19 protein-coding genes are annotated in these 21,936 nt (G+C 70.5%); 12 read left to right on the top strand and 7 right to left on the bottom strand.

What is annotated here, in order from left to right; genetic code table 11:
• Window positions 1–57 precede the first annotated feature (57 nt).
• Window positions 58–1,422, bottom strand: coding sequence for an aspartate aminotransferase family protein (locus ACZ6BB_RS29485; protein ID WP_471618180.1), 1,365 nt, complete (start codon window positions 1,420–1,422; stop codon window positions 58–60).
• A gap of 19 nt (window positions 1,423–1,441) precedes the next feature.
• Window positions 1,442–1,957, bottom strand: a complete 516-nt coding sequence (locus ACZ6BB_RS29480) for an Lrp/AsnC family transcriptional regulator (RefSeq protein WP_471618179.1) — start codon at window positions 1,955–1,957, stop codon at window positions 1,442–1,444.
• A 164-nt stretch (window positions 1,958–2,121) separates the two neighbouring features.
• Between ACZ6BB_RS29480 and ACZ6BB_RS29475 the strand changes: the two genes are divergently transcribed.
• The 4 genes from ACZ6BB_RS29475 (at window position 2,122) to ACZ6BB_RS29460 (ending at window position 7,583) form a co-directional block, all read left to right on the top strand.
• Complete coding sequence (locus tag ACZ6BB_RS29475) at window positions 2,122–3,558, top strand: gamma-aminobutyraldehyde dehydrogenase (RefSeq protein ID WP_471618178.1); 1,437 nt, start codon at window positions 2,122–2,124, stop codon at window positions 3,556–3,558.
• 864 nt (window positions 3,559–4,422) lie between these two features.
• Window positions 4,423–5,082: a YceI family protein gene (locus ACZ6BB_RS29470; RefSeq protein WP_471618177.1), complete on the top strand. Its 660-nt coding sequence runs from the start codon at window positions 4,423–4,425 to the stop codon at window positions 5,080–5,082.
• Window positions 5,083–5,168: 86 nt separating this feature from the next.
• Complete coding sequence (locus tag ACZ6BB_RS29465; RefSeq protein WP_471618176.1) at window positions 5,169–5,747, top strand: hypothetical protein; 579 nt, start codon at window positions 5,169–5,171, stop codon at window positions 5,745–5,747.
• A 108-nt stretch (window positions 5,748–5,855) separates the two neighbouring features.
• Window positions 5,856–7,583, top strand: a complete 1,728-nt coding sequence (locus ACZ6BB_RS29460; RefSeq protein ID WP_471618175.1) for an RNA polymerase sigma factor — start codon at window positions 5,856–5,858, stop codon at window positions 7,581–7,583.
• Between the two features lie 48 nt (window positions 7,584–7,631).
• Here ACZ6BB_RS29460 and ACZ6BB_RS29455 read toward each other — a convergent pair whose 3' ends face one another.
• Entirely contained in the window at window positions 7,632–8,318 is a 687-nt protein-coding gene (locus ACZ6BB_RS29455) for a glycerophosphodiester phosphodiesterase (protein ID WP_471618174.1), read from the bottom strand.
• 25 nt (window positions 8,319–8,343) lie between these two features.
• Window positions 8,344–9,438: an adenosine deaminase gene (locus ACZ6BB_RS29450; RefSeq protein ID WP_471618173.1), complete on the bottom strand. Its 1,095-nt coding sequence runs from the start codon at window positions 9,436–9,438 to the stop codon at window positions 8,344–8,346.
• Window positions 9,439–9,643: 205 nt separating this feature from the next.
• On the opposite strand from ACZ6BB_RS29450, the gene ACZ6BB_RS29445 reads away from it, so the two are divergent.
• Window positions 9,644–10,594 (top strand): DUF4190 domain-containing protein, encoded by a 951-nt coding sequence (locus tag ACZ6BB_RS29445; protein ID WP_471618172.1) that lies wholly within the window; start codon window positions 9,644–9,646, stop codon window positions 10,592–10,594.
• A gap of 54 nt (window positions 10,595–10,648) precedes the next feature.
• On the opposite strand, the gene ACZ6BB_RS29440 is transcribed toward ACZ6BB_RS29445, so the two are convergent.
• A complete protein-coding gene (locus ACZ6BB_RS29440; protein ID WP_471618171.1) occupies window positions 10,649–11,245 on the bottom strand; it encodes an NADAR family protein in 597 nt (198 codons plus the stop codon).
• A 182-nt stretch (window positions 11,246–11,427) separates the two neighbouring features.
• Between ACZ6BB_RS29440 and ACZ6BB_RS29435 the strand changes: the two genes are divergently transcribed.
• The 7 genes from ACZ6BB_RS29435 (at window position 11,428) to ACZ6BB_RS29405 (ending at window position 19,280) form a co-directional block, all read left to right on the top strand.
• A complete protein-coding gene (locus tag ACZ6BB_RS29435; protein ID WP_471618170.1) occupies window positions 11,428–12,963 on the top strand; it encodes a gamma-aminobutyraldehyde dehydrogenase in 1,536 nt (511 codons plus the stop codon).
• A gap of 56 nt (window positions 12,964–13,019) precedes the next feature.
• The gene (locus ACZ6BB_RS29430) at window positions 13,020–14,267 is read left to right on the top strand and encodes an ABC transporter substrate-binding protein (RefSeq protein WP_471618169.1); all 1,248 of its coding nucleotides are present in this window, start codon (window positions 13,020–13,022) and stop codon (window positions 14,265–14,267) included.
• Window positions 14,264–15,430: an ABC transporter ATP-binding protein gene (locus ACZ6BB_RS29425; RefSeq protein ID WP_471618168.1), complete on the top strand. Its 1,167-nt coding sequence runs from the start codon at window positions 14,264–14,266 to the stop codon at window positions 15,428–15,430. The genes ACZ6BB_RS29430 and ACZ6BB_RS29425 overlap by 4 nt, the downstream gene beginning before the upstream one ends.
• Window positions 15,430–16,359, top strand: coding sequence for an ABC transporter permease (locus tag ACZ6BB_RS29420; protein WP_471618167.1), 930 nt, complete (start codon window positions 15,430–15,432; stop codon window positions 16,357–16,359). Before ACZ6BB_RS29425 ends, ACZ6BB_RS29420 begins: the two co-directional genes overlap by 1 nt.
• A complete protein-coding gene (locus tag ACZ6BB_RS29415) occupies window positions 16,360–17,160 on the top strand; it encodes an ABC transporter permease (RefSeq protein WP_471618166.1) in 801 nt (266 codons plus the stop codon).
• A gap of 34 nt (window positions 17,161–17,194) precedes the next feature.
• The gene (locus ACZ6BB_RS29410; RefSeq protein ID WP_471618165.1) at window positions 17,195–18,613 is read left to right on the top strand and encodes an NAD(P)/FAD-dependent oxidoreductase; all 1,419 of its coding nucleotides are present in this window, start codon (window positions 17,195–17,197) and stop codon (window positions 18,611–18,613) included.
• Between the two features lie 202 nt (window positions 18,614–18,815).
• Complete coding sequence (locus ACZ6BB_RS29405; RefSeq protein ID WP_471618164.1) at window positions 18,816–19,280, top strand: hypothetical protein; 465 nt, start codon at window positions 18,816–18,818, stop codon at window positions 19,278–19,280.
• Between the two features lie 107 nt (window positions 19,281–19,387).
• Here the strand turns inward: ACZ6BB_RS29405 and ACZ6BB_RS29400 are convergent, their stop codons facing one another.
• Both ACZ6BB_RS29400 and gabT read right to left on the bottom strand, forming a co-directional pair.
• Window positions 19,388–20,074, bottom strand: coding sequence for a phosphatase PAP2 family protein (locus ACZ6BB_RS29400; RefSeq protein ID WP_471618163.1), 687 nt, complete (start codon window positions 20,072–20,074; stop codon window positions 19,388–19,390).
• A 475-nt stretch (window positions 20,075–20,549) separates the two neighbouring features.
• Window positions 20,550–21,884: a 4-aminobutyrate--2-oxoglutarate transaminase gene (gabT, locus tag ACZ6BB_RS29395; protein WP_471618162.1), complete on the bottom strand. Its 1,335-nt coding sequence runs from the start codon at window positions 21,882–21,884 to the stop codon at window positions 20,550–20,552.
• Window positions 21,885–21,936: the final 52 nt, after the last annotated feature.

The following is a 21,936-nucleotide window of genomic DNA, read 5'->3' as shown; positions in this document are numbered from 1 at the left end:
TCGGCGGGCGCGTGGCGCCGGCGGGCCCGCGCCTGTCGGCGCCGGCCCGCCGGGGGGCTACAGCAGCGTCCACGCCTCCGTGAGCGTCGCGCGCAGGATCTGCTCGATCTCGTCGAAGGTCGACTGGTCGGAGATCAGCGGCGGCGCGAGCTGGACGACCGGGTCGCCGCGGTCGTCGGCACGGCAGTAGAGGCCGTTCTCGAACAGCTTCTTCGACAGGAAGCCGTACAGGATCCGCTCGGTCTCGTCGTCGTCGAAGCTCTCCTTCGTCGCCTTGTCCTTGACCAGCTCGATCCCGTAGAAGAAGCCGTTGCCGCGGACGTCCCCGACGATCGGCAGGTCGTACAGCTTCTCCAGCGTGGACCGGAACGCGTCCTCGTTGTCGAGGACGTGCTGGTTGAGCCCCTCGCGCTCGAACAGGTCGAGGTTGGCGACGCCGACGGCCGCGGAGACCGGGTGGCCGCCGAAGGTGTAACCGTGCAGGAAGGTGTTGTCACCCTTGTAGAAGGGCTCGGCTATGCGGTCCGAGATGACACAGGCGCCGATCGGCGAGTAGCCCGAGGTCATGCCCTTGGCGCAGGTGATCATGTCCGGGACGTAGCCGAACTTGTCGCAGGCGAACATCGTGCCGAGCCGGCCGAAGGCGCAGATGACCTCGTCCGACACCAGCAGCACGTCGTACTGGTCGCAGATCTCGCGGACCCGCTGGAAGTAGCCGGGCGGCGGCGGGAAACAGCCGCCCGCGTTCTGCACCGGCTCCAGGAAGACCGCCGCGACCGTCTCCGGGCCCTCGAAGAGGATCTGCTGCTCGATCTGGTCGGCGGCCCAGCGGCCGAAGGCCTCGGGGTCGTCGCCGAAGAGCGGAGCGCGGTAGATGTTGGTGTTGGGGACCTTGTGCGCGCCCGGCACCAGCGGCTCGAAGGGGGCCTTCAGGGCCGGCAGGCCGGTGATGGACAGGGCGCCCTGCGGGGTGCCGTGGTACGCGACCGCGCGGGAGATGACCTTGTACTTGGTCGGCTTGCCCTTGAGCTTGAAGTACTGCTTGGCGAGCTTCCAGGCGGTCTCGACCGCCTCGCCGCCGCCGGTGGTGAAGAAGACCTTGTTCAGGTCGCCGGGAGCGTAGGAGGCGATGCGTTCCGCCAGTTCGACGGCCTTCGGGTGGGCGTAGGACCACACCGGGAAGAACGCCAGCTCCTGCGCCTGCTTGAACGCGGTCTCCGCCAGCTCGGTGCGGCCGTGGCCCGCCTGGACGACGAAGAGACCGGCGAGACCGTCGAGGTACCGCCTGCCCTTGTCGTCGTAGATGTACGTGCCCTCGCCCCGGACGATGGTGGGTACCGGGGAGTTCTCGTACGAGGACATGCGGGTGAAGTGCATCCACAGGTGGTCGTACGCGGTCTGGCTGAGATCCTTGGGGCTCACGGGTATCGCGTCCTCACGGTTATCGGGTTCCCCACATGTAGGTCTGCTTCTTGAGCTTGAGATAGACGAAGCTCTCGGTCGAACGGACGCCGGGCAGCGTCCGGATGCGCTTGTTGATGACCTCCAGGAGGTGGTCGTCGTCCTCGCAGACGACCTCCGCCATCAGGTCGAAGGAGCCGGCGGTGATCACGATGTACTCGACCTCCGACATGGCCGTCAGCGCATCCGCGACCGGATCCAGGTCGCCGTCGACGTTGATGCCGAGCATCGCCTGCCGGCGGAAGCCCACGGTGAGCGGGTCCGTGACGGCGACGATCTGCATCACGCCCTGGTCGAGCAGCTTCTGGACGCGCTGGCGCACGGCCGCCTCGGACAGGCCGACGGCCTTGCCGATCGCGGCGTACGGCCGTCTGCCGTCCTCCTGCAGCTGTTCGACGATGGCGAGGGAGACGGCGTCCAGCTGCGGAGTGCCGTTCCTGGGCTCCCTGGGGTCCTTCTGGTCTGAGCTTCGACTGGCCACGGGGTCACTGTGCACGACGTATCGACAGTTCCGCAAGGCTGGATCGATGAAATTCGTTGTTTACGGGCACGTAGCTTGCGGATTTCGCAGCGAGCGGCGGGTTGGGGGTGTTGAAAACGTGGGGCAGCCGATTAGGGTGGTGTCTCAAGGAATGGACACCCACATCTGGAGGGCCGGCAGTGAGCACCGAGCTGCGTCGTCTGCGTAACTACATCGACGGGGAATTCCGTGACGCCGTCGACGGACGGACCACCGAGGTGGTCAACCCCGCGACGGGCGAGGCCTACGCGACCGCGCCCCTGTCAGGTCAGGCCGATGTCGACGCGGCGATGGCCGCGGCGGCGGCGGCGTTCCCGGCGTGGCGTGACACCACCCCGGCCGAGCGTCAGAAGGCCCTGCTGAAGATCGCGGACGCGTTCGAGGAGCGGGCCGAGGAACTCATCGCGACGGAGGTCGAGAACACGGGCAAGCCGATCGGGCTGACCCGTTCCGAGGAGATCCCGCCGATGGTGGACCAGATCCGGTTCTTCGCGGGTGCCGCGCGGATGCTGGAGGGCCGGTCGGCCGGTGAGTACATGGAGGGGATGACCTCGATCGTCCGCCGTGAGCCGGTCGGTGTCTGCGCCCAGGTCGCGCCGTGGAACTACCCGATGATGATGGCGGTGTGGAAGTTCGCGCCGGCGATCGCCGCCGGCAACACGGTGGTGCTCAAGCCCTCGGACACCACGCCGGCCTCGACCGTCCTCATGGCGGAGATCATCGGGGCGATCCTGCCCAAGGGCGTCTTCAACGTGATCACGGGTGACCGTGACACCGGTCGGCTGATGGTCGAGCACCCCGTCCCGGCGATGGCGTCCATCACCGGCTCCGTGCGGGCCGGCATGTCCGTCGCCGAGTCCGCGGCCAAGGACGTCAAGCGCGTCCACCTGGAGCTGGGCGGCAAGGCGCCGGTCGTCGTCTTCTCCGACACCGACATCGCCAAGGCCGTCGAGGACATCTCCGTGGCCGGCTTCTTCAACGCCGGGCAGGACTGCACGGCCGCCACCCGCGTGCTGGTGCAGGAGTCGATCCACGACGAGTTCGTGGCCGCGCTGGCGAAGACCGCCGCCGAGACGAAGACCGGACAGCCGGACGACGAGGACGTGCTGTTCGGCCCGCTCAACAACCCCAACCAGCTCAAGCAGGTCTCCGGGTTCATCGAGCGGCTGCCGGCCCACGCCAAGGTCGAGGCCGGCGGCCAGAGGGTCGGCGACAAGGGGTACTTCTACGCCCCCACCGTCGTCTCCGGGCTGCGGCAGGACGACGAGATCATCCAGAACGAGGTCTTCGGGCCGGTCATCACGGTGCAGTCGTTCACGGACGAGGCACAGGCCGTCGGCTGGGCGAACGGGGTCGAGTACGCGCTCGCGTCGTCGGTGTGGACGAAGGACCACGCGCGCGCCATGCGGATGTCCAAGGCGCTGGACTTCGGCTGCGTGTGGATCAACACGCACATCCCGCTGGTCGCGGAGATGCCCCACGGCGGGTTCAAGAAGTCCGGGTACGGCAAGGACCTCTCGGGCTACGGGTTCGACGACTACACGCGGATCAAGCACGTGATGACGTCACTGGGCTGAGGTTCCGGCCGACGAGCCGCGCGCGACGCGGCTCGTCGGACCTTCCCCGCCCCTGGGGCCCCCGGGGCGGGGCGGCCCGCGGCGGCATGCCGTCCGCAGGGCGCCCCGCGCGTCACTGGCCGCCCACCCGCCGTTCCCTCCTGCGCGCCCTCGGTGCGGGGGCGGCGCTCGGTACGGGGGCGGCGCTCGGTATCTCGCCCGTTGACCAGCGGCTGAGCGGGCCGAAGGGGCCGCTCAGCATCGGCACCGCGAGGAGGACGCCTCGCGGCGGGCGACGCTGGGGGGTGTTCGACGTGCTCCTCCGCAGGATCGTTCCGGCGCCGAGAAAGCACCGGCATACCGGCCGGCTGTGTTCGCCCGACGTCGACCCCGGCTGTGGATTCACCGTGCCCTGGTGGTCGGGGATCCCGTCATCGCCTACAAGCACCGGGAAGTGGGCGGACGACCTCACAGGGCGGGTCACCCCGCTCTCCGGTCCGGACGGGCGTTCGCGCCGCCGCCCTCGCAGGGGCCCCTGATCCTCCCCGGCGACGCCCTGCGCACCCGGCTCGTCGGCCCGCGGTACGTCACCTCCGTTCCACCGCCGCGAGTTCGCGCGGCGGTGGAACGCAATCGTGGGACTTGAGAGCCCTTTCGACGGATCCGCGACCATGGCCGGGGCCCGGCCGACGAAACTGATGTCGGGGTCTGATTCCGGTCACCGCAAGGCGAACGGCCGCGGGTAATTCGTGACGATGCTGTGGAGATCGTGCGATCGCCGGTCGCGCGGTGGCGTTTTATCAGCCTTTCGGCGCCGATTCGGAATCGACAGATCGCCTGCCGAAGGGTTGCGGCGTATTCCGTCGTGCCGTAGTTACGTGAACCATGAACCTGTTCACCCGTGCTGCGTCCCTGCGCCGCCCGGCATCCCCCACAGCCTCGCAACTCCCCCACGAGTCGCGGGCATTCCCTTCCACCGACCCGTCCGACTCCGGCCTGGCCATGCTGACCGGCGAATGGATGATCGACGCGGCGCACAGCCGTATCGGCTTCTCCGTCCGGCACGCCCTGGTGACGACCGTGCGCGGGGCGTTCACCGAGTACCAGAGCCGGCTCTACTTCGACGGTCGTGATCCGGCGCGTTCGCGGGCCGAGATCGTTCTGTCCACCTCGTCCGTCGACACCGGAGTGCAACAACGCGACGCCCATCTCATGGGCCGCGACTTCCTGGACGCCGCGGCCTATCCGCGCATGCGTTTCGTGAGTACCGCGGTCCGCCCCGTGGGCAACGATGTCTACCGCATGGCCGGAGAACTCACGATCAAGAATGTCACCCGTCCCGTGGATCTCGAACTCACCTATATAGGACACGTGCTGGACCCGTTCGGATATGAGCGGGTCGGTTTCGACGGGACGACCACCATCAACCGTTCCGAATGGGGCCTCACCTACAACCAGCGGCTCGCGGAGGGCGGCGCCATGGTGAGCGAGAAGGTGCGCCTGCAGTTCGACCTCGCCGTGATCCGCTCGATCCCCGGGGGCTGACGTCCGGTCGTGTTCCCGCGGGGCCCGGCAGTCACTGCCGGGCCCCCACTTTTGAACGCGTTCAAGGAGGGGCGTACGCTCCCCGTATGAGCGACAGAGCTGCCCTGTTGAAGGGCATCCGTGCGTGGCTGGTCTTCTTCGTCGTCTGTCTGGTACTGAGCGGCGCCACCGCGTTCCCACTGGTCCATGAGCTGCGGTGGACCGAGGAGTTGCTGCGGTCGTTGTCCGTCGGGGACCGCCTGCCGGCCCTCATGGAATGGATCGAGCGCGTACGGGCGGGACTCGACGAGGCCGACGCTGCGTATCCGTTCCTCCTGTACGGCACCGACTGGCTGGCCTTCGCGCACCTGGTGATCGCGGTGGCCTTCTACGGGCCCTACCGCGACCCGGTCCGCAACGTCTGGGTCGTCGAGTTCGGCATGATCGCCTGCGCGGGAATCGTCCCGCTGGCCCTGATCTGCGGGCCGATCCGTGGCATCCCCTTCTGGTGGACGGTGATCGACATGTCGTTCGGTGTGTTCGGGGTGATCCCGCTGTACGCCGTTCGCCGACGGATCAAGCGGCTGGAGGCGCTCACCGGCCGTTGGGACGGTGGCGGGGCGGCAGGCACGGACGACGACGGAGGGAAAACCGTTATCCCGGCCGCCTCCGCACCGTCCCCGTAGGGACCCCTGATCTCCCCCGCGCAGGAGCGAAGCCATGAGCAGTGTGATCTCCGTCTCGGAGGTTCCCCATGTCCTCGTGACGGCTGAGAAGGTTCGGACCGCGGCCGCGTGAACAGGGTGAGGCCGGCGGGACCGGAGGGAACGTACGTGGACGGGCGGCAGTGGCGTTCCACCATCGCGGCCGCGCAGGCCGGGGACCGGCGGGCCCTCGACGAGCTGGTCGCGGGCTGGCTGCCGCTCGTCTACAACATCGTCGGCCGGGCCCTGGACGGTCACGCCGACGTCGACGACGTCGTGCAGGAGACCATGCTCCGCGCGGTCGACAACCTCGGCACCCTGCGTGATCCGGACAGCTTCCGTTCCTGGCTGGTCGCGATCGCGATGCGGCAGATACGGGACCGCGCGCGCCGCCGCACCACCGACCGGCTCGACGACCCCGACGCCCACGGCGCCGCCGACTTCGCCGGACTGACCGTGCTGCGGCTGCAGTTGGAGGGGCAGCGCAAGGAGGTCGCGGAAGCGGTCCGCTGGCTGGACGACGAGGACCGCCAACTGCTGTCGCTGTGGTGGCTGGAGGTCGCCGGCGAACTCACCCGGCGCGAACTCGCCGCCGCCGTCGGCATCAGCAGACAGCACGCCGCCGTACGGGTGCAGCGGATGAAAGCCCGTCTGGAGACCGCGCGCGGCATCGTCCGCGCCCTCGACTCCTCCTGCTCCGACCTGGGCCGCGTCACCGCCCGCTGGGGCGGGCGGCCCGACTCGGTGTGGCGCAAGCGCATCGCCCGGCACATCCGCGACTGCGCCCGTTGCGCCGACGGCCCCGACGCGATCGTCGTCCCCGCCGAACGCCTCCTTGTGGGCCTCGCCCTGGTGCCCGTCCCCGCGGGCTTCACCCTGTCGCTGGCGTTCGGCGGGAAGACCGCCGTGGCCGCGAGCGCCGCCACCGCCTCGGCGGGCTGGTCCGTCAAGGTGCTCGGCGTCCTCACCAAGCCCGCCCTCGCGGTGACGGCGGGCGCGACGATCGTCGCCGGGGGCGCGTACGTCGTCACACAGCCCCCGGGCGACCGGACCCCGCCGGCCGCGCCGACCGCCCTGAGTACGGCCCGCGCACCGATGGCCGCCGCGCCCAAGGCCCCCGCGCCCGTCGCGTCACGGTCGCCCTCCCCGAGCCCGTCCCCCTCGGTCTCCCCGCCCGCGGCCCGGGATCCCGGCCTGTACGGCACCGTCGTCGACGCGGTGGACCGGGCACCGGACCCGGACACCCCGCCCGCCGCCCTGCCGCACAGGCCCGAGTCCGGCCTCACCAGCAGCGGTGGCCCGCGGACCGTGATGAACCACCGCGGCGACCACGTGACCTTCACGGGCGAGGGCTATCTCCTGGTCCGCTGGCAGATCTCACCCCAGTACCGGCCGGGCGGGCTGGTCATGCCGTCCTGGACCGGCCTGAGGGGCAAGCTCTTCCACGTCGCCTCGGGCGGCGGCCGGCGGATGGACGACCCGGTCTCCGCCGACGGCCGGGTCTCCGGCATGGGCGGCCCCGCCACCGGTTACACCGTCCTGCCCGACGGCACCCAGCAGATGTGGCAGAACGAGTACTTCCACCTCGACGGCACCGTCACCCTCACCCAGAACGAACGCGGCGCCGACTACGGCATCACCGTCGCCCCCACCACCTGGGCCGCCGTCACCGACGACATCACCCTCGGACCCGACCGCGGCGCTCTCCGCTACGGCCTGGTCCGCGACGACGGCGAGGACTCGGCCCCCGTACCGCAGTACGTCACACGGGGGACGCCCACGGACGCCGCGACGGTGCCGCAGCGGTCGCGGGTGTAGGGCGCAGGGCAAGGGCGGTCGTGGCGGGGCGCTCGCCCTGACCTCGCGTCACATCCGCCGCTGCAGTGCGCACAGCGCGTCCACTCTGTTGGTGGTGATCGAGTCGACGCCCAGCTCCATCAGCCGGCGCATGGAGCGCCGGGTGTCCGGGGTCCAGACCGACAGCAGGTAGCCGTCCCGGTGGACGCGGTCCACCAGGAGGCCGGTGACGAGGCCGAAGCGGTAGTTGAGCCACCGGGGGCGGATCGCGGCGAGGAGGGCGGGGCGGGGTGGGGCGAGTGTCTTCCACGTGAGGGCCAGCTCGGCGGTGGGCGCGGCGTCCCGGACCGCCAGCAGAGTGGGCGGGTCGGCGCTGTAGTAGACCCGCTCCTCGGCCCCGTGTTCCTCCACGACGTCGAGGACCCGGCGCACCGCCCGCCGGTTCACCGCGCCCGGCAGGTCCACCATCACCCGGCTGTCCCCGGTGGCGAGCAGCGCGTCGGCCAGCGTCGGTATCCCGCCGCCCGTCAGCCCGCGCAGCTCCGCGGCGGAGAGCGCGGACAGCGGCCGTTCCACCTCCCACAGCCGGTTCAGCGTGGAGTCGTGGAGCAGGACGGGCACGCCGTCGCGGGTCGTGCGTACGTCGAACTCGACGGCGTCCGCGCCCAGTTCGAGCCCGGCTCGCAGGGAGTCGAGCGTGTTCTCACGGTGGCGGTAGGGGGCGCCGCGGTGGGCGACGGCTGTGACGGTGCGCATGGGGGTGATGGTGGTCCCGATCGGGTCAGGGGGTCAGCCAGGCCGAGGTGTAGGTGTCGATCTCGGCGGACAGCCGGGCCTTGCCGGGCGCGTCGAGGAAGGACGCCTCCACGGCGTTCTTCGCGAGCGCGGCCAGCCCCCGCTCGTCGAGGTCCAGCAGGCGCGCGGTCACCGCGTACTCGGTGTTGAGGTCGGTGCCGAACATCGGCGGGTCGTCGGAGTTGATGGTGACCTGCACCCCGGCGCGTACGAATTCCTTGACGGGGTGTTCGTCGAGGGTGCGGACCGCGCGCGTGGCGATGTTCGAGGTCGGGCAGACCTCCAGGGCGATCCGGTGCTCGGCGAGGTGGGCGAGCAGCTTCGGATCGCCCGCCGCGCTGGTGCCGTGCCCGATGCGTTCCGCGCGGAGCTCGACCAGCGCGTCCCAGATGGTCTCGGGGCCGGTCGTCTCGCCGGCGTGCGGCACGGAGTGCAGGCCGGCCGCGATCGCCCGGTCGAAGTACGGCTTGAACTGCGGTCGCGGTACGCCGATCTCGGGCCCGCCGAGCCCGAACGACACCAGTCCCTCGGGGCGCACCCGGTCCTCGGTCGCGAGCCGTGCCGTCTCCTCGGCGGCTTCGAGCCCGGCCTCGCCGGGGATGTCGAAGCACCACCGCAGTACGGTCCCGAACTCCGCCTCCGCCGCCTTGCGCGCGTCCTCGATCGCCGCCATGAAGGCCAGCTCGTCGATCCCGCGCCGCGTGGAGGAGAACGGTGTGACGGTCAGCTCGGCGTACCGGACCTGTTGCCGGGCGAGGTCCCGCGCCACCTCGAACGTCAGCAGCCGGACGTCCTCCGGGGTGCGGATGAGGTCGACGACGGAGAGGTACACCTGGACGAAGTGCGCGAAGTCCGTGAACGTGAAGAAGTCCGCGAGCGCCTCGGGGTCCGTCGGCACCTTGGAGTCGGGGTGGCGGGCGGCCAGTTCCGAGACGATACGGGGGGAGGCGGAGCCGACGTGGTGCACGTGCAGTTCGGCCTTGGGCAGACCGGCGATGAAGGCGGGCAGATCGCGGCTGTCGCAAGCGCCGGGAGCGGCGGGGGTCACGGGCACGCCCTGGGCGGTGCGGTGGTCGGTCAAGGTTCCTCCCCGGAACGGCGTCCGCCCCGGACCCTGGTCTGCGCCGGGGGACGCGGGTGATCGGCTGATCGATGACTCGGGATCATCGTAGGCGGCGATTCCCCGCGCTGACCCCGGGCTTTAGCATGACCGAACGTACAGCCGATCGCGTACGAGGGAGAAGGCGACGCGGTCGGTACGAACGTGACAACAGGGGGAACCGCTCATGCCGTCCGACGAGGCACCGATCCCGAAGACACCGGCCGACACGCGGCCGGACCCGTGGGCGCCCCCGCAGGACCTGATTCCGGCACCGCCACCGGCCCGGCCCGAGGACACGACGCCGGCGGCCGGGGTCGTGCTGGACAAGCCGGCCGCGCCCGCCACGGGGTCCGTGCCCACTCCTGCCCCGGTGCACGACGGGATGACGGTCGTGTCCGTGCCGGGTGCGGAGCCGCGCGGCCCCCCGGCACCGGCCGGTGCCGGTGGGCCGACGCCTGCCGGGGTCCCCGCGGCACCGGCGCCCTCGGCAGGTTCCGGCCCGTTCGCGCCACCGGGCGGCCCGTGGCCCGGCGCGCCCTCCGCCCCGTTCGCCCCGCCCGCGCCCCATGTGTCCTACCCGACGCCCGCTGCGGGCGTGCCCTACGCCCCCGTACCGCCCCCGCCGCTCGGTCCGGACGGGCCGGGGCAGCCCCCGTACGGCCATCCGCAGTACCCGACGGCGTACCCGACCGGCCACACCCACCCCGGATTCGGCTATCCCGCGCCCGGCGCGGGGTACCTCTGGCCCGTGACGGCGCCGCCGCCGAGCAACGGGATGGGCATCGCGGCGATGGTGCTCGGTATCTGCGCCGCCGCGCTGTTCTGTCTGTGGCCGCTGGCGATCCTGCTCGGGATCATGGCCGTGATCTTCGGATCCATCGGCCGGGTCAAGGCCAGCCGGGGCGAGGCGACGAACCCGGGGCACGCCCTGGCCGGGATCATCTGCGGAGTGGCCGGCATCCTGCTCGGCATCGGCATCATCATCCTGCTCATCGTGGCCCCTGGCAGCGGCGACTTCGACCCGGGCCCCGCCCCGATCGACGACGGCTACTCCACCTCGCTCTCCCCGGCGCAGCCGACCGAGGCCCACGGCACCTCCTCCACCACCGGCGGGGCTTCGCACCGCACCCGCTAGGACGCCGTCACGTGCCCGCACCCCGTGCCCGCCCGGCGCGGGGTCCCGGAGCGCTCAGGCGTCGACCCCGCTCAGCAAGCGCTCACGGGCCGCCATCAGCGCGAAGCCCAGCAGATTGGGTCCCCGCCATCGCGCGGGGTCCATGGCGCGTTCGTCGTCCGCCGCGAGGCCGATGCCCCAGACGCGGTCGAGGGGGCTCGCCTCGACCAGGACGCGGTTGCCCGTGCCCAGCAGGAACGCCGCAAGGTCGGGGTGGGCGGCGAACTTGTGGAAGCTGCCCTCGGCGACGATCGCGAAGCGCTCCCGCTCCCACAGCGCCTCGTCGAAGCCCCGCACGAGCCGCCCGATCTTCTTGGCCTGGGCGGGGCCCGCCGCCGCGACGGCCCTGCGCTCCGCCTCCGCGTCCCCGAACAGCCTGGCCTTCGACGCCATCATCCAGTGCTCGGCCGTCGCGTACTCCACCCCGTCCACCGTGAACGGCGAGGGCCACCACTGACTCAGACAGCTCGCGCCGACCCGCCCGTCGGGCCGTGGCCGGTGTCCCCAGAAGTGCAGGTACCTGATCCTCGCCCCCGCGCGGACCGCTTCCGTCAGCGTGTCCCAGGAATCGATCTTCTCCATGGCGACGAGTCTGGCAGCCGCCACGGACATTCCGTCCTCGATTTTCCGTGCTGACTCGACACCTGGTCGACAGATTCCGTCGCGTAACCAAAAGGCAACAACGGAATCACTTGTTGGTGCCGCATCGCTCTGTCAGGATCGGCACTCAAATCGAGCTGGAGCTACGCCACCCACCCCCGTGGACAGAGGGGGCGCAGGCGGAGGAGAGCGACATGCAGAACCCGGGCACCGCGACCCCGGACCGGTTCCCCGCACAGGACCGCTTCGCGGTCGGCGCGCAGTACGTCGCCGGCCGCCTGACGAAGGGCACATCGGGCCGCACCCAGGCGGTCGTCGACCCCGCGACCGGCGACGAGGTCCTCACCTACGAGCCGGCCGGCACCCACGACGTGGACGCGGCCGTGGCCGCCGCCCGTGCCGCCTTTCCGGGCTGGGCCGCCACCACGCCCGGCGAGCGGTCGGACGCGCTGCACCGCTTCGCCGCGGTGGTGGCCGACCGGGCGGAGGAGTTCGCACGGGCCGAGTCCCTGCAGTGCGGGAAGCCGCTCAAACTGACGCGCGAGTTCGACGTGCCCGGGACCATCGACAACATCGCGTTCTTCGCGGGCGCCGCGCGGCACCTCCAGGGCCAGTCGGCCGGCGAGTACTCGGGCGACCACACCTCCTACGTACGCCGCGAGCCCATCGGAGTGGTGGGGTCCGTCGCGCCCTGGAACTATCCGCTCCAGATGGCTGCCTGGAAGATCCTCCCGGCGGTCGCGGCGGGCAACACGATCGTCCTCAAGCCCGCCGAGACGACCCCGCTCACCTCGCTGCTCTTCGCGCAGGCCGCCACGGACGCCGGCATCCCCGACGGTGTGATCAACATCGTCTCCGGGACCGGCAGGGAGGCCGGTGAGCACCTCGTCGGACACCCCGACGTGGTCATGACCTCCTTCACCGGGTCCACGGCCGTCGGCAGGCGCGTGGCCGAGATCGCCACGGCCACCGTCAAGCGCCTGCACCTGGAGCTGGGCGGCAAGGCCCCGTTCGTGGTCTTCGACGACGCCGACCTGGAGGCCGCCGCCAACGGCGCGGTCGCGGGCGCGCTCATCAACACCGGCCAGGACTGCACGGCCGCCACGCGCGCGTACGTGCAGCGGCCGCTGTACGAGGCGTTCGTGGAGCGAACCGCCGCTCTCATGGAGACCGTCCGGCTCGGTGACCCGTTCGCCCCGGGCACCGATCTCGGGCCGCTGGTCTCGCACGTCCAGCGTGACCGGGTGGCCGCCTTCGTCGAGCGGGCACGCGGGTACGCGCGCGTGGTCACCGGAGGCGAGGCGCCCCGGGGCGAGCTGGGGAACGGTGCGTACTATCGGCCCACGCTCGTGGTGGACGCGGCCCAGGACAGCGAGATCGTCCAGTCCGAGATCTTCGGACCGGTGCTCGTGGTCCTGCCCTTCGACAGCGACGACGAGGGCATCCGGCTCGCGAACGACACTCCGTACGGGCTCGCCGCCTCCGCCTGGAGCCGGGACGTGTACCGGGCGGGCCGCGCGACCCGGGAGATCCGGGCCGGGTGCGTGTGGGTCAACGACCACATCCCGATCATCAGCGAAATGCCGCACGGCGGCTACAAGGCATCCGGCTTCGGCAAGGACATGTCCGCGTACTCGTTCGAGGAGTACACCCAGCTCAAGCACGTCATGTTCGACAATACGGCGATCGCCAGGAAGGACTGGCACCGCACGATCTTCGGGGACCGCTAGCCGATCTCAGGCCGTCCGACCCGCGGCCGCCCACCTTCCCGAAAGGGCATCAGCGCATGGAGCAGTACGAGCCCGACCGCCTGTCGCCGGCCCAAGTGGCCGCCGTGCGGCGCAGCTTCCGCAACGGCCGGGCCGCCATGACACGGCGGTCCCTGTTGCGCGCCTCCGCGAGCGGCGCGCTCGCGGTCGGCGGCCTCGGGACGCTGAGCGCCTGCGGCATCCCCGCGGCCGGCACCACCCGGGGCGGCGTCTCCGCGGAGGACCACTCGGCCGAGGAGAAGACCGTCAACTTCTCCAACTGGACCGAGTACATCGACGTGGACGAGAGCGAGAAGCACCACCCCACGCTCGACCAGTTCAAGAAGCAGACCGGTATCTCGGTCAAGTACACCGAGGACATCAACGACAACGTCGAGTTCTTCGGGAAGATCAAGCCGCAGCTGGCCGCAGGGCAGGACACCGGGCGCGACATCATCGTCCTCACCGACTGGCTCGCCGCCAGGCTCATCCGCCTCGGATGGGTCCAGAAACTGGACGCCTCCAACCTGCCGCACGCCTACGCCAACCTGTCCGCGCAGTTCCGCGACCCGGACTGGGACCCGGGGCGGGCCTACTCCTATGTCTGGCAGGGCATCTCGACCGTCATCGCCTACAACAAGAAGGCCCTCGACGGCCAGGAGGTGAAGTCGATCTCCGACCTGCTCGACAACGACAAGCTCAAGGGCCGGGTCGGCTTCCTGTCGGAGATGCGCGACAGCATCGGCATGACCCTGCTCGACATGGGCAAGGACCCGGCGAACTTCACCGCCGACGACTACGACGCGGCGATCGCGCGGCTCCAGAAGGCCGTCGACAAGGGGCAGATCCGCCGCTTCACCGGCAACGACTACACCTCCGACCTGACCAGCGGCGACTTCGCGGCCTGTGTGGCCTGGGCCGGTGACGTCGTCCAGCTGAAGGCGGACAGCCCGGACATCGACTTCATCATCCCCGAGAGCGGATACATGACGTCGACCGACAACGTGCTGATCCCCAACAAGGCCCGTCACAAGACGAACGCCGAGCGGTTGATCGACTTCTACTACCGGCCCCGGCCGGCCGCCGAGCTCGCCGCGTACATCAACTACGTGTCGCCCGTCGACGGGGTGAAGCCCGAGCTGGAGAAGATCGACCCGGATGCGGCGAACAACCCGCTGATCATCCCCGACAAGGCCATGGCCGCGAAGTCGCACGCCTTCCGCTCGCTGAGCGCGAAGGAAGAGACGGCATTCGAGCAGAAGTTCGCGAAGCTGACGGGGGCGTGATCACCGTGACGAACAAGACCACCGACCACAGCGGGGACGTCCGCCTCTCCGGCATCAGCAAGACGTACGACAACGGCTTCACCGCCGTACACCCGCTGGACCTGACCGTGCCCCAGGGCTCCTTCTTCGCCCTGCTCGGCGCCTCCGGTTGCGGCAAGACGACCACCCTGCGCATGATCGCCGGCCTGGAGGAGCCCACCACGGGCACCGTGCACCTGGGCGACCAGGAGGTCACCCGGCTGCCGCCCTACAAGCGGCCGGTGAACACCGTCTTCCAGTCGTACGCCCTCTTTCCGCACCTGGACATCTTCGAGAACGTCGCCTTCGGGCTGCGCCGGCGCGGCATCAAGTCGGTGAAGAAGCAGGTCGAGGACATGCTGGAGCTGGTGCAGCTGGGGGAGCAGGCGCGCAAGAAGCCGCACCAGCTCTCCGGTGGCCAGCAGCAGCGCGTCGCCGTCGCCCGGGCGCTGATCAACACGCCCAAGGTGCTGCTCCTGGACGAACCGCTCGGCGCCCTCGACCTCAAGCTGCGCCGCCAGATGCAGCTGGAGCTCAAGCGCATCCAGACCGAGGTCGGCATCACCTTCGTGCACGTCACGCACGACCAGGAGGAGGCCATGACCATGGCCGACACGGTCGCCGTGATGAACGGCGGAAGGGTCGAGCAGCTCGGCTCGCCGACCGACCTGTACGAGAACCCGCAGACCACCTTCGTCGCCAACTTCCTCGGCACCTCCAACCTCATCGAGGCCGAGGTCGACTCCCGCAGCGGCGGCGAGATCGTGCTGAAGGCGGGCGGCGGCAAACTGGTGCTGCCCGAGGCGCGGTACTCCGGGCCGACCGCGACCGGCGGCAGGGTGCTGGTCGGCGTCCGCCCCGAGAAGATCTCCCTCACCCACGCCGACGAGGCGGGCGAGATACCCGTGGGCCGCAACCGGATCACCGGCAGGATCGCCGACTCCTCCTTCATCGGCGTCTCCACGCAGTACGTCATCGACAGCCCCGTCTGTCCCGAGTTCGAGGTCTACGCGCAGAACATCGACCGTGACGACCGGCTGGTGCCCGGCGCCGAGGTCGTCCTGCACTGGAACCCGGCCCACACCTTCGGCCTGGACGCCGCCCAGGACATCGACGCCGGCATCCAGGAAGAGGCGACGCTCTGATGGCGACGCTCACCGAGGCGCCGCCGCCTCTGACCCCGACCGCGCCCGAGAAGAAGCCGCCACGCAGGCGGGGCCGCCTCACGCCGTACTGGCTGCTGCTGCCCGGCATCCTCTGGCTGGTCGTCTTCTTCGCGCTGCCGATGATCTACCAGGCCTCCACGTCCGTGCAGACGGGCTCCCTGGAGGAGGGCTACAAGGTCACCTGGCACTTCGCCACCTACTGGGACGCGCTGTCCGAGTACTGGCCGCAGTTCCTGCGCTCGATCCTGTACGCCGGCGCCGCCACGATCCTGTGCCTCGTCCTCGGCTACCCGCTCGCGTACCTCATCGCGTTCCGCGCGGGACGCTGGCGGAACCTGATCATGATCCTGGTGATCGCGCCGTTCTTCACCAGCTTCCTGATCCGCACCCTCGCCTGGAAGACGATCCTCGCGGACGGCGGCCCGGTCGTCGGCGCCCTCAACACCCTGCACGTCCTGGACGTCACCAACTGGCTCGGCTGGACGGCCGGCGACCGCGTGCTGGCCACCCCGCTCGCGGTGGTCTGCGGTCTGACCTACAACTTCCTGCCGTTCATGATCCTGCCGCTCTACACCTCCCTGGAGCGCATCGACGGACGGCTGCACGAGGCCGCGGGCGACCTGTACGCCAAGCCGGTCACCACCTTCCGCAAGGTGACCTTCCCGCTGTCGATGCCGGGCGTGGTCTCCGGCACGCTGCTGACCTTCATCCCGGCGGCCGGTGACTACGTCAACGCGGACCTGCTGGGATCCACGGACACACGCATGGTCGGAAACGTGATCCAGACACAGTTCCTGCGCATCCTGGACTACCCGACGGCCGCGGCCCTCTCCTTCATCCTGATGGCCGCGATTCTCTTCATGGTCACGCTCTACATCCGCAGGTCCGGGACGGAGGATCTGGTTTAAATGGCCTTCGTCAACTGGCTCAAGCGCCATCTCGTCGTCATCGCGGGACTGTGCACGCTCGGTTATCTGCTGCTGCCGAACGTCGTCGTCACGGTGTTCTCCTTCAACAAACCGAAGGGCCGCTTCAACTACCAGTGGCAGCAGTTCTCCACGGACGCCTGGCAGGACCCCTGCGGGGTCGCCGGCATGTGCGGCTCGCTCTCCATCAGCCTCCAGATCGCGTTCTGGGCGACGATCGGCGCGACCGTCCTCGGCACGATGATCGCCTTCGCGCTGGTCCGCTACCGCTTCCGGGCCCGCGGCGCCGTGAACTCGCTGATCTTCCTGCCGATGGCGATGCCCGAGGTCGTCATGGCGGCCTCGCTGCTCACCCTGTTCCTCAACATGGGCGCCCAGCTGGGCTTCTGGACCGTCCTCATCGCGCACATCATGTTCTGCCTCAGCTTCGTCGTCACGGCGGTCAAGGCGCGCGTGATGTCGATGGACCCGCGCCTGGAACAGGCCGCCCAGGACCTCTACGCCGGGCCCTTCCAGACCTTCATCAGGGTCACCCTGCCGATCGCCGCCCCCGGAATCGCCGCGGGAGCGATGCTCGCCTTCGCGCTCTCCTTCGACGATTTCATCATCACCAATTTCAACGCGGGCTCGACCGTCACCTTTCCCATGTTCGTCTGGGGTTCGGCGCAGCGCGGGACGCCCGTCCAGATCAATGTCATCGGTACGGCCATGTTCCTGGTCGCCGTCCTGCTGGTGCTGGTCTCCATGGTCATCGGCAACCGCCGAAACAAGCAGAAGGCATAAGCCTTTCGCGCACCTTCCGTAGGGAGTTGAAATCATGGCCCCGAGCGCCATGAGCCGTTGGACGAAGTCGCTCTCCGAAGCCCGGCCGGTCCCGTACTGGCTCGAAGACCCGGGCAAACCCCACCCCGAGCCCGCGCTCACCGGCGCCGAGACCTGCGACCTGCTGGTCGTCGGCGGTGGCTACAGCGGGCTGTGGACCGCGCTGAACGCCAAGGAGCGCGACCCGGGGCGGGACGTGGTCCTGCTGGAAGGCCGTGAGGTGGGCTGGGCCGCCTCCGGCCGCAACGGCGGCTTCTGCGCCGCCTCGCTCACCCACGGCCTGGCCAACGGCCTCGCCCGCTGGCCGGACGAGATCCACACACTGGAGGAGCTGGGCGCCCGCAACCTCGACGAGATCGAGGCGGCGGTCGCCCGCCACGGCCTGGACTGCGACTTCGAACGCACCGGCGAGATCGACGTCGCCACCGAGACCTACCAGGCCCGGGAACTGCGTGAGTGGTACGACGAGATCGCCGGCAAGGGCCTCGCCGACGGCATCGAGTTCCTGGACGCCGAGGCCGTCCGCGACCAGGTCGCCTCACCGACCTTCCGGGCGGGCCTGCACGACCGCCGGGGCGTCGCCATGCTGCACCCGGCCAAGCTCGCCTGGGGTCTCAAGCGGGCGTGCCTGGCCCTCGGCGTCCGCGTCCACGAGCACACCCCCGCGCTGAACCTCAAGGCGTGCGGCGCCGGCATGGCCGTCCGCACCCCCTACGGCCAGGTCCGTACCCGGCAGGTGGCGCTCGGCACGAACATCTTCCCCAGCCTGGTCCGGCGCGTCCGCGCGTACACCGTCCCCGTCTACGACTACGCCCTGATGACCGAGCCGCTCACCGCCGACCAGCTGGCGTCGGTCGGCTGGAAGAACCGGCAGGGGCTCGGGGACTCGGCCAACCAGTTCCACTACTTCCGGCTCAGCGCCGACAACCGCATCCTCTGGGGCGGCTACGACGCGGTGTACCCCTACGGCGGCCGGGTGCGCGCCGAGTACGACGACCGGCCGGAGACGTACGCCAAACTCGCCGGACACTTCTTCACCTGCTTCCCGCAGCTGGAGGGCCTGCGCTTCACCCATGCCTGGGGCGGCGCGATCGACACCTGCTCCCGCTTCTCGGCGTTCTTCGGCACCGCCCACCAGGCCAGAGTCGCCTACGCGGCCGGCTATACGGGGCTGGGGGTGGGCGCCACCCGGTTCGGTGCCGACGTCATGCTCGACCTGCTCGCGGGCGAGCGCACGGAGCGCACGGCACTGGAGATGGTCCGCAGGAAGCCGCTGCCGTTCCCGCCGGAGCCGTTCGCCTGGACCGGTATCGCCCTCACCAAGTGGTCCCTGGCCCGCGCCGACTCCCATGCGGGGCGCCGCAACCTGTGGCTGAAGGCCATGGACCGGCTGGGACTGGGCTTCGACAGCTGAGGCACCGGGACCGGAATCCGGCGGTCGGCGGGGCGTGACGGCGCGCGCGTGATCAACAGGCGTACGCCCCGCTGTGGCGGGCTACTCCATTCACCACCAAGAAGTGGTCGGAACCCGCGTAATGCCCGGCCGGAACCTCTGTCTGTGCTCCTGACGCGAAAACCGCGTCCGACGGAGCTCTAGAGAGAGGAAGGTCCCTGTCATGACTGGGGCCAAGACGGCGGCCGAGTGGCTGGCATCCGTATCACCGGATCCCGAGGCCTGTCGCCGGGAGTGGGAGCGCAACCCCCTGGGGGTCGCCCTGCTTCCGGCGGGCAGGGCCTGGGACGTGCTGATCCTGCCGGGCCTGCTCGGCTATCCCACACTCGATGTCCTCACCCGCATCATCGACCGGCCCGGACCCGTGCTCGCCGACTTCGGCGACGACCGCATGGGTTTCTTCGTACCGCCGGGCACGGCGTCGCGGTGGCTCGGCACGGGGGTGCGCAGCGCGGGCGGCGGCACCTGGATCGTGGTGCCGTACCCGGGACGGCAGACCGGCGGAGTCCGCTGGCTGATCCCGCCGGACGGCAGCGGCACCCTCACCGATCCGGCCCTGCTCGAACTGGCGATGCACGAGGCGGCGGCGAGCCTGGCCAGGGACGAGGACCGGCAGTCGGGGAGCTGAGGACCACAGCCGACGGCGGCCGTCCCCCGGCCGTCCGGATGTGGTGACGGCGGCCCTCCCCGGCCGCTTCGCGCTCTCGTCGGCCGCCCGTGCGGCCGACGCGGACGTCACCCGCGAGGGCTCCGGAGTCCTCGCGACCACGGCGAGGACAGCAGCAGAACGCACACGCACCAGCTCGCCACCACGTCGAGCGGCCAGTGATACCCCTGGCGCACCAGACCGAAGCCGACCCCGAGGTTCAGCACGACCGCGAGCACCACGACCGCGCGGCGCGCGGGGGCGCCGCGCAGCAGGGGCAGCAGGAGCAGGACGGCGGCGCCGTACGCGACGCAGGCCGTCGCGGTGTGGCCGGAGGGGTAGAAACCCGTGCCCGGACCCATGACCGGCGGACCCGGCCGGGCGATCAGCTCCTTCAGCGGGATCACCCAGAGCGGCACGGCGGCCAGGAGGAGCGCCGCCGCGGCGGACGGCCGCCACGCGTACCGCCGGCCGTCGGCCCGCGCGCGCCACGCGACGTACAGCAGCACGAGGGCGAGGACCGGGACGGCGACCGAGACGCTGCCGAGGTCGGCGAGGAACTGGGTGGGCGCGCCCCGGTGGACGAGCAGGTCGCTGAGGCGTTCGTCCGCGCGGGCCAGCGGGCCGTGCGCGAGGACCTGCCAGGTGATCAGCGTGAAGAGGAGGGCCGGGGCGCCGAGAAGGAGGAGGGCGGCGGGCCGGCCGGAGAGGATGATCGGCCGTCCTCGAACAGGGGGGGTGGTTCGAGGACGGCCGTCCGGATCGGTGTGCCGCACGCCCCGGGGGGTTTGGGGCGGGCGGCCGTCCGATCCGTGAGGAGATCCGGAGCCGGAAGCTCCGTGTGTGTGCGCGAGGGCACGACCAGGGCGAAGCTGGGGAGGCCCCGACCCGGTGTCACCCACAGTCCCCTGTGGGCGGGGTGTATCTCTCATCTGCACAAGAACCTACGGCAGGGAATGCGGCCGGGACAGCCGGAATCGCGACCCCTCATGCACCTTGCACACCTTCTTCACGCGCTCCGACGCCTGTCCACAGGGACCGGAATCCGGATCGGCCCCGGCATCGGATTCCGGTTCCGGGAAGCGTGGGACGTCGGAGGCGGGTGGGGGATTTCCGTATGCGGGCGCCCCACATGCAGGGGCGCCCGGGCACGGTGCGCCGGCACGGACGGCGCCGGACGCGGGTGATGCCGTGCACGGACGGCGCCATGCGCGGACGGCGCCGTCCGTGGCGGCGCCGTCCTGGGGTGCGTCAGACGCCGGCGAACGCCTGCTCGATGATGTCGAGGCCCTCGTTCAGCAGGTCCTCGCCGATGACGAGCGGCGGCAGGAAACGCAGCACGTTGCCGTAGGTGCCGCAGGTCAGGACGAGCAGACCCTCCTGGTGGCAGGCCTTCGCCAGCGCGGCGGTCGCCTCCGGGTTCGGCTCCTTCGTCGCACGGTCCTTGACCAGCTCGACGGCGATCATGGCGCCGCGGCCGCGGATGTCGCCGATGATGTCGAACTTCTCGGCCATCGCGCTGAGGCGGGCCTTCATCGTCGCCTCGATGCTCTTCGCCCGGGCGTTGAGGTCCAGCTCCTTCATCGTCTCGATCGAGCCGAGGGCGCCCGCGCAGGCGACGGGGTTGCCGCCGTAGGTGCCGCCCAGGCCGCCCGCGTGCGCCGCGTCCATGATCTCCGCGCGGCCGGTGACGGCGGCGAGCGGGAGGCCGCCGGCGATGCCCTTGGCGGTGGTGATCAGGTCCGGGACGATGCCCTCGTCCTCGCAGGCGAACCACTGGCCGGTGCGGCAGAAGCCCGACTGGATCTCGTCGGCGACGAAGACGATGCCGTTGTCGGCGGCGAACTTCCGGATCGCGGGAAGGAAGCCCTTGGCCGGCTCGATGAAGCCGCCCTCGCCGAGCACCGGCTCGATGATGATCGCGGCCACGTTCTCGGCGCCGACCTGCTTGGCGATCTGGTCGACGGCCTGCGCGGCGGCCTCGGGGCCGGCGTTCTCCGGGCCGGTCGGCCAGCGGTAGCCGTACGCGACGGGCACGCGGTACACCTCGGGCGCGAACGGGCCGAAGCCGTGCTTGTACGGCATGTTCTTGGCGGTCAGCGCCATCGTGAGGTTGGTGCGGCCGTGGTAGCCGTGGTCGAACACGACCACGGCCTGTCGCTTGGTGTACGACCGGGCGATCTTCACCGCGTTCTCGACGGCCTCGGCGCCGCTGTTGAACAACGCGGACTTCTTGGCGTGGTCGCCCGGGGTCAGCTCGGCGAGGGCCTCGGCGACGGCGACGTAGCCCTCGTACGGGGTGACCATGAAACAGGTGTGCGTGAAGTCCTGGAGCTGGGCGGTGGCCCGGCGGACGACGGCCTCGGCGCTGGCGCCGACGCTGGTGACGGCGATACCCGAACCGAAGTCGATCAGCCGGTTGCCGTCGACGTCCTCGATGATGCCGCCGCCCGCGCGCGCGGTGAACACGGGCAGCACGGACCCCACGCCCGCCGCGACGGCGGCGACACGACGAGCCTGCAGTTCCTGGGACTTCGGTCCGGGGATGGCGGTGACTACGCGGCGCTCCTGGGGAAGTGCGCTCATGTGGGGCTCCTGGGGCTCTTGCGGACGCTTGTCTTCTTTTACTCGCAGGCTA

The sequence above is a fragment of the Streptomyces sp. NPDC041108 genome (assembly GCF_055592645.1).
Note: the sequence above shows the minus strand (reverse complement) of the source record. Positions and strands in the feature narration are given on the sequence as shown.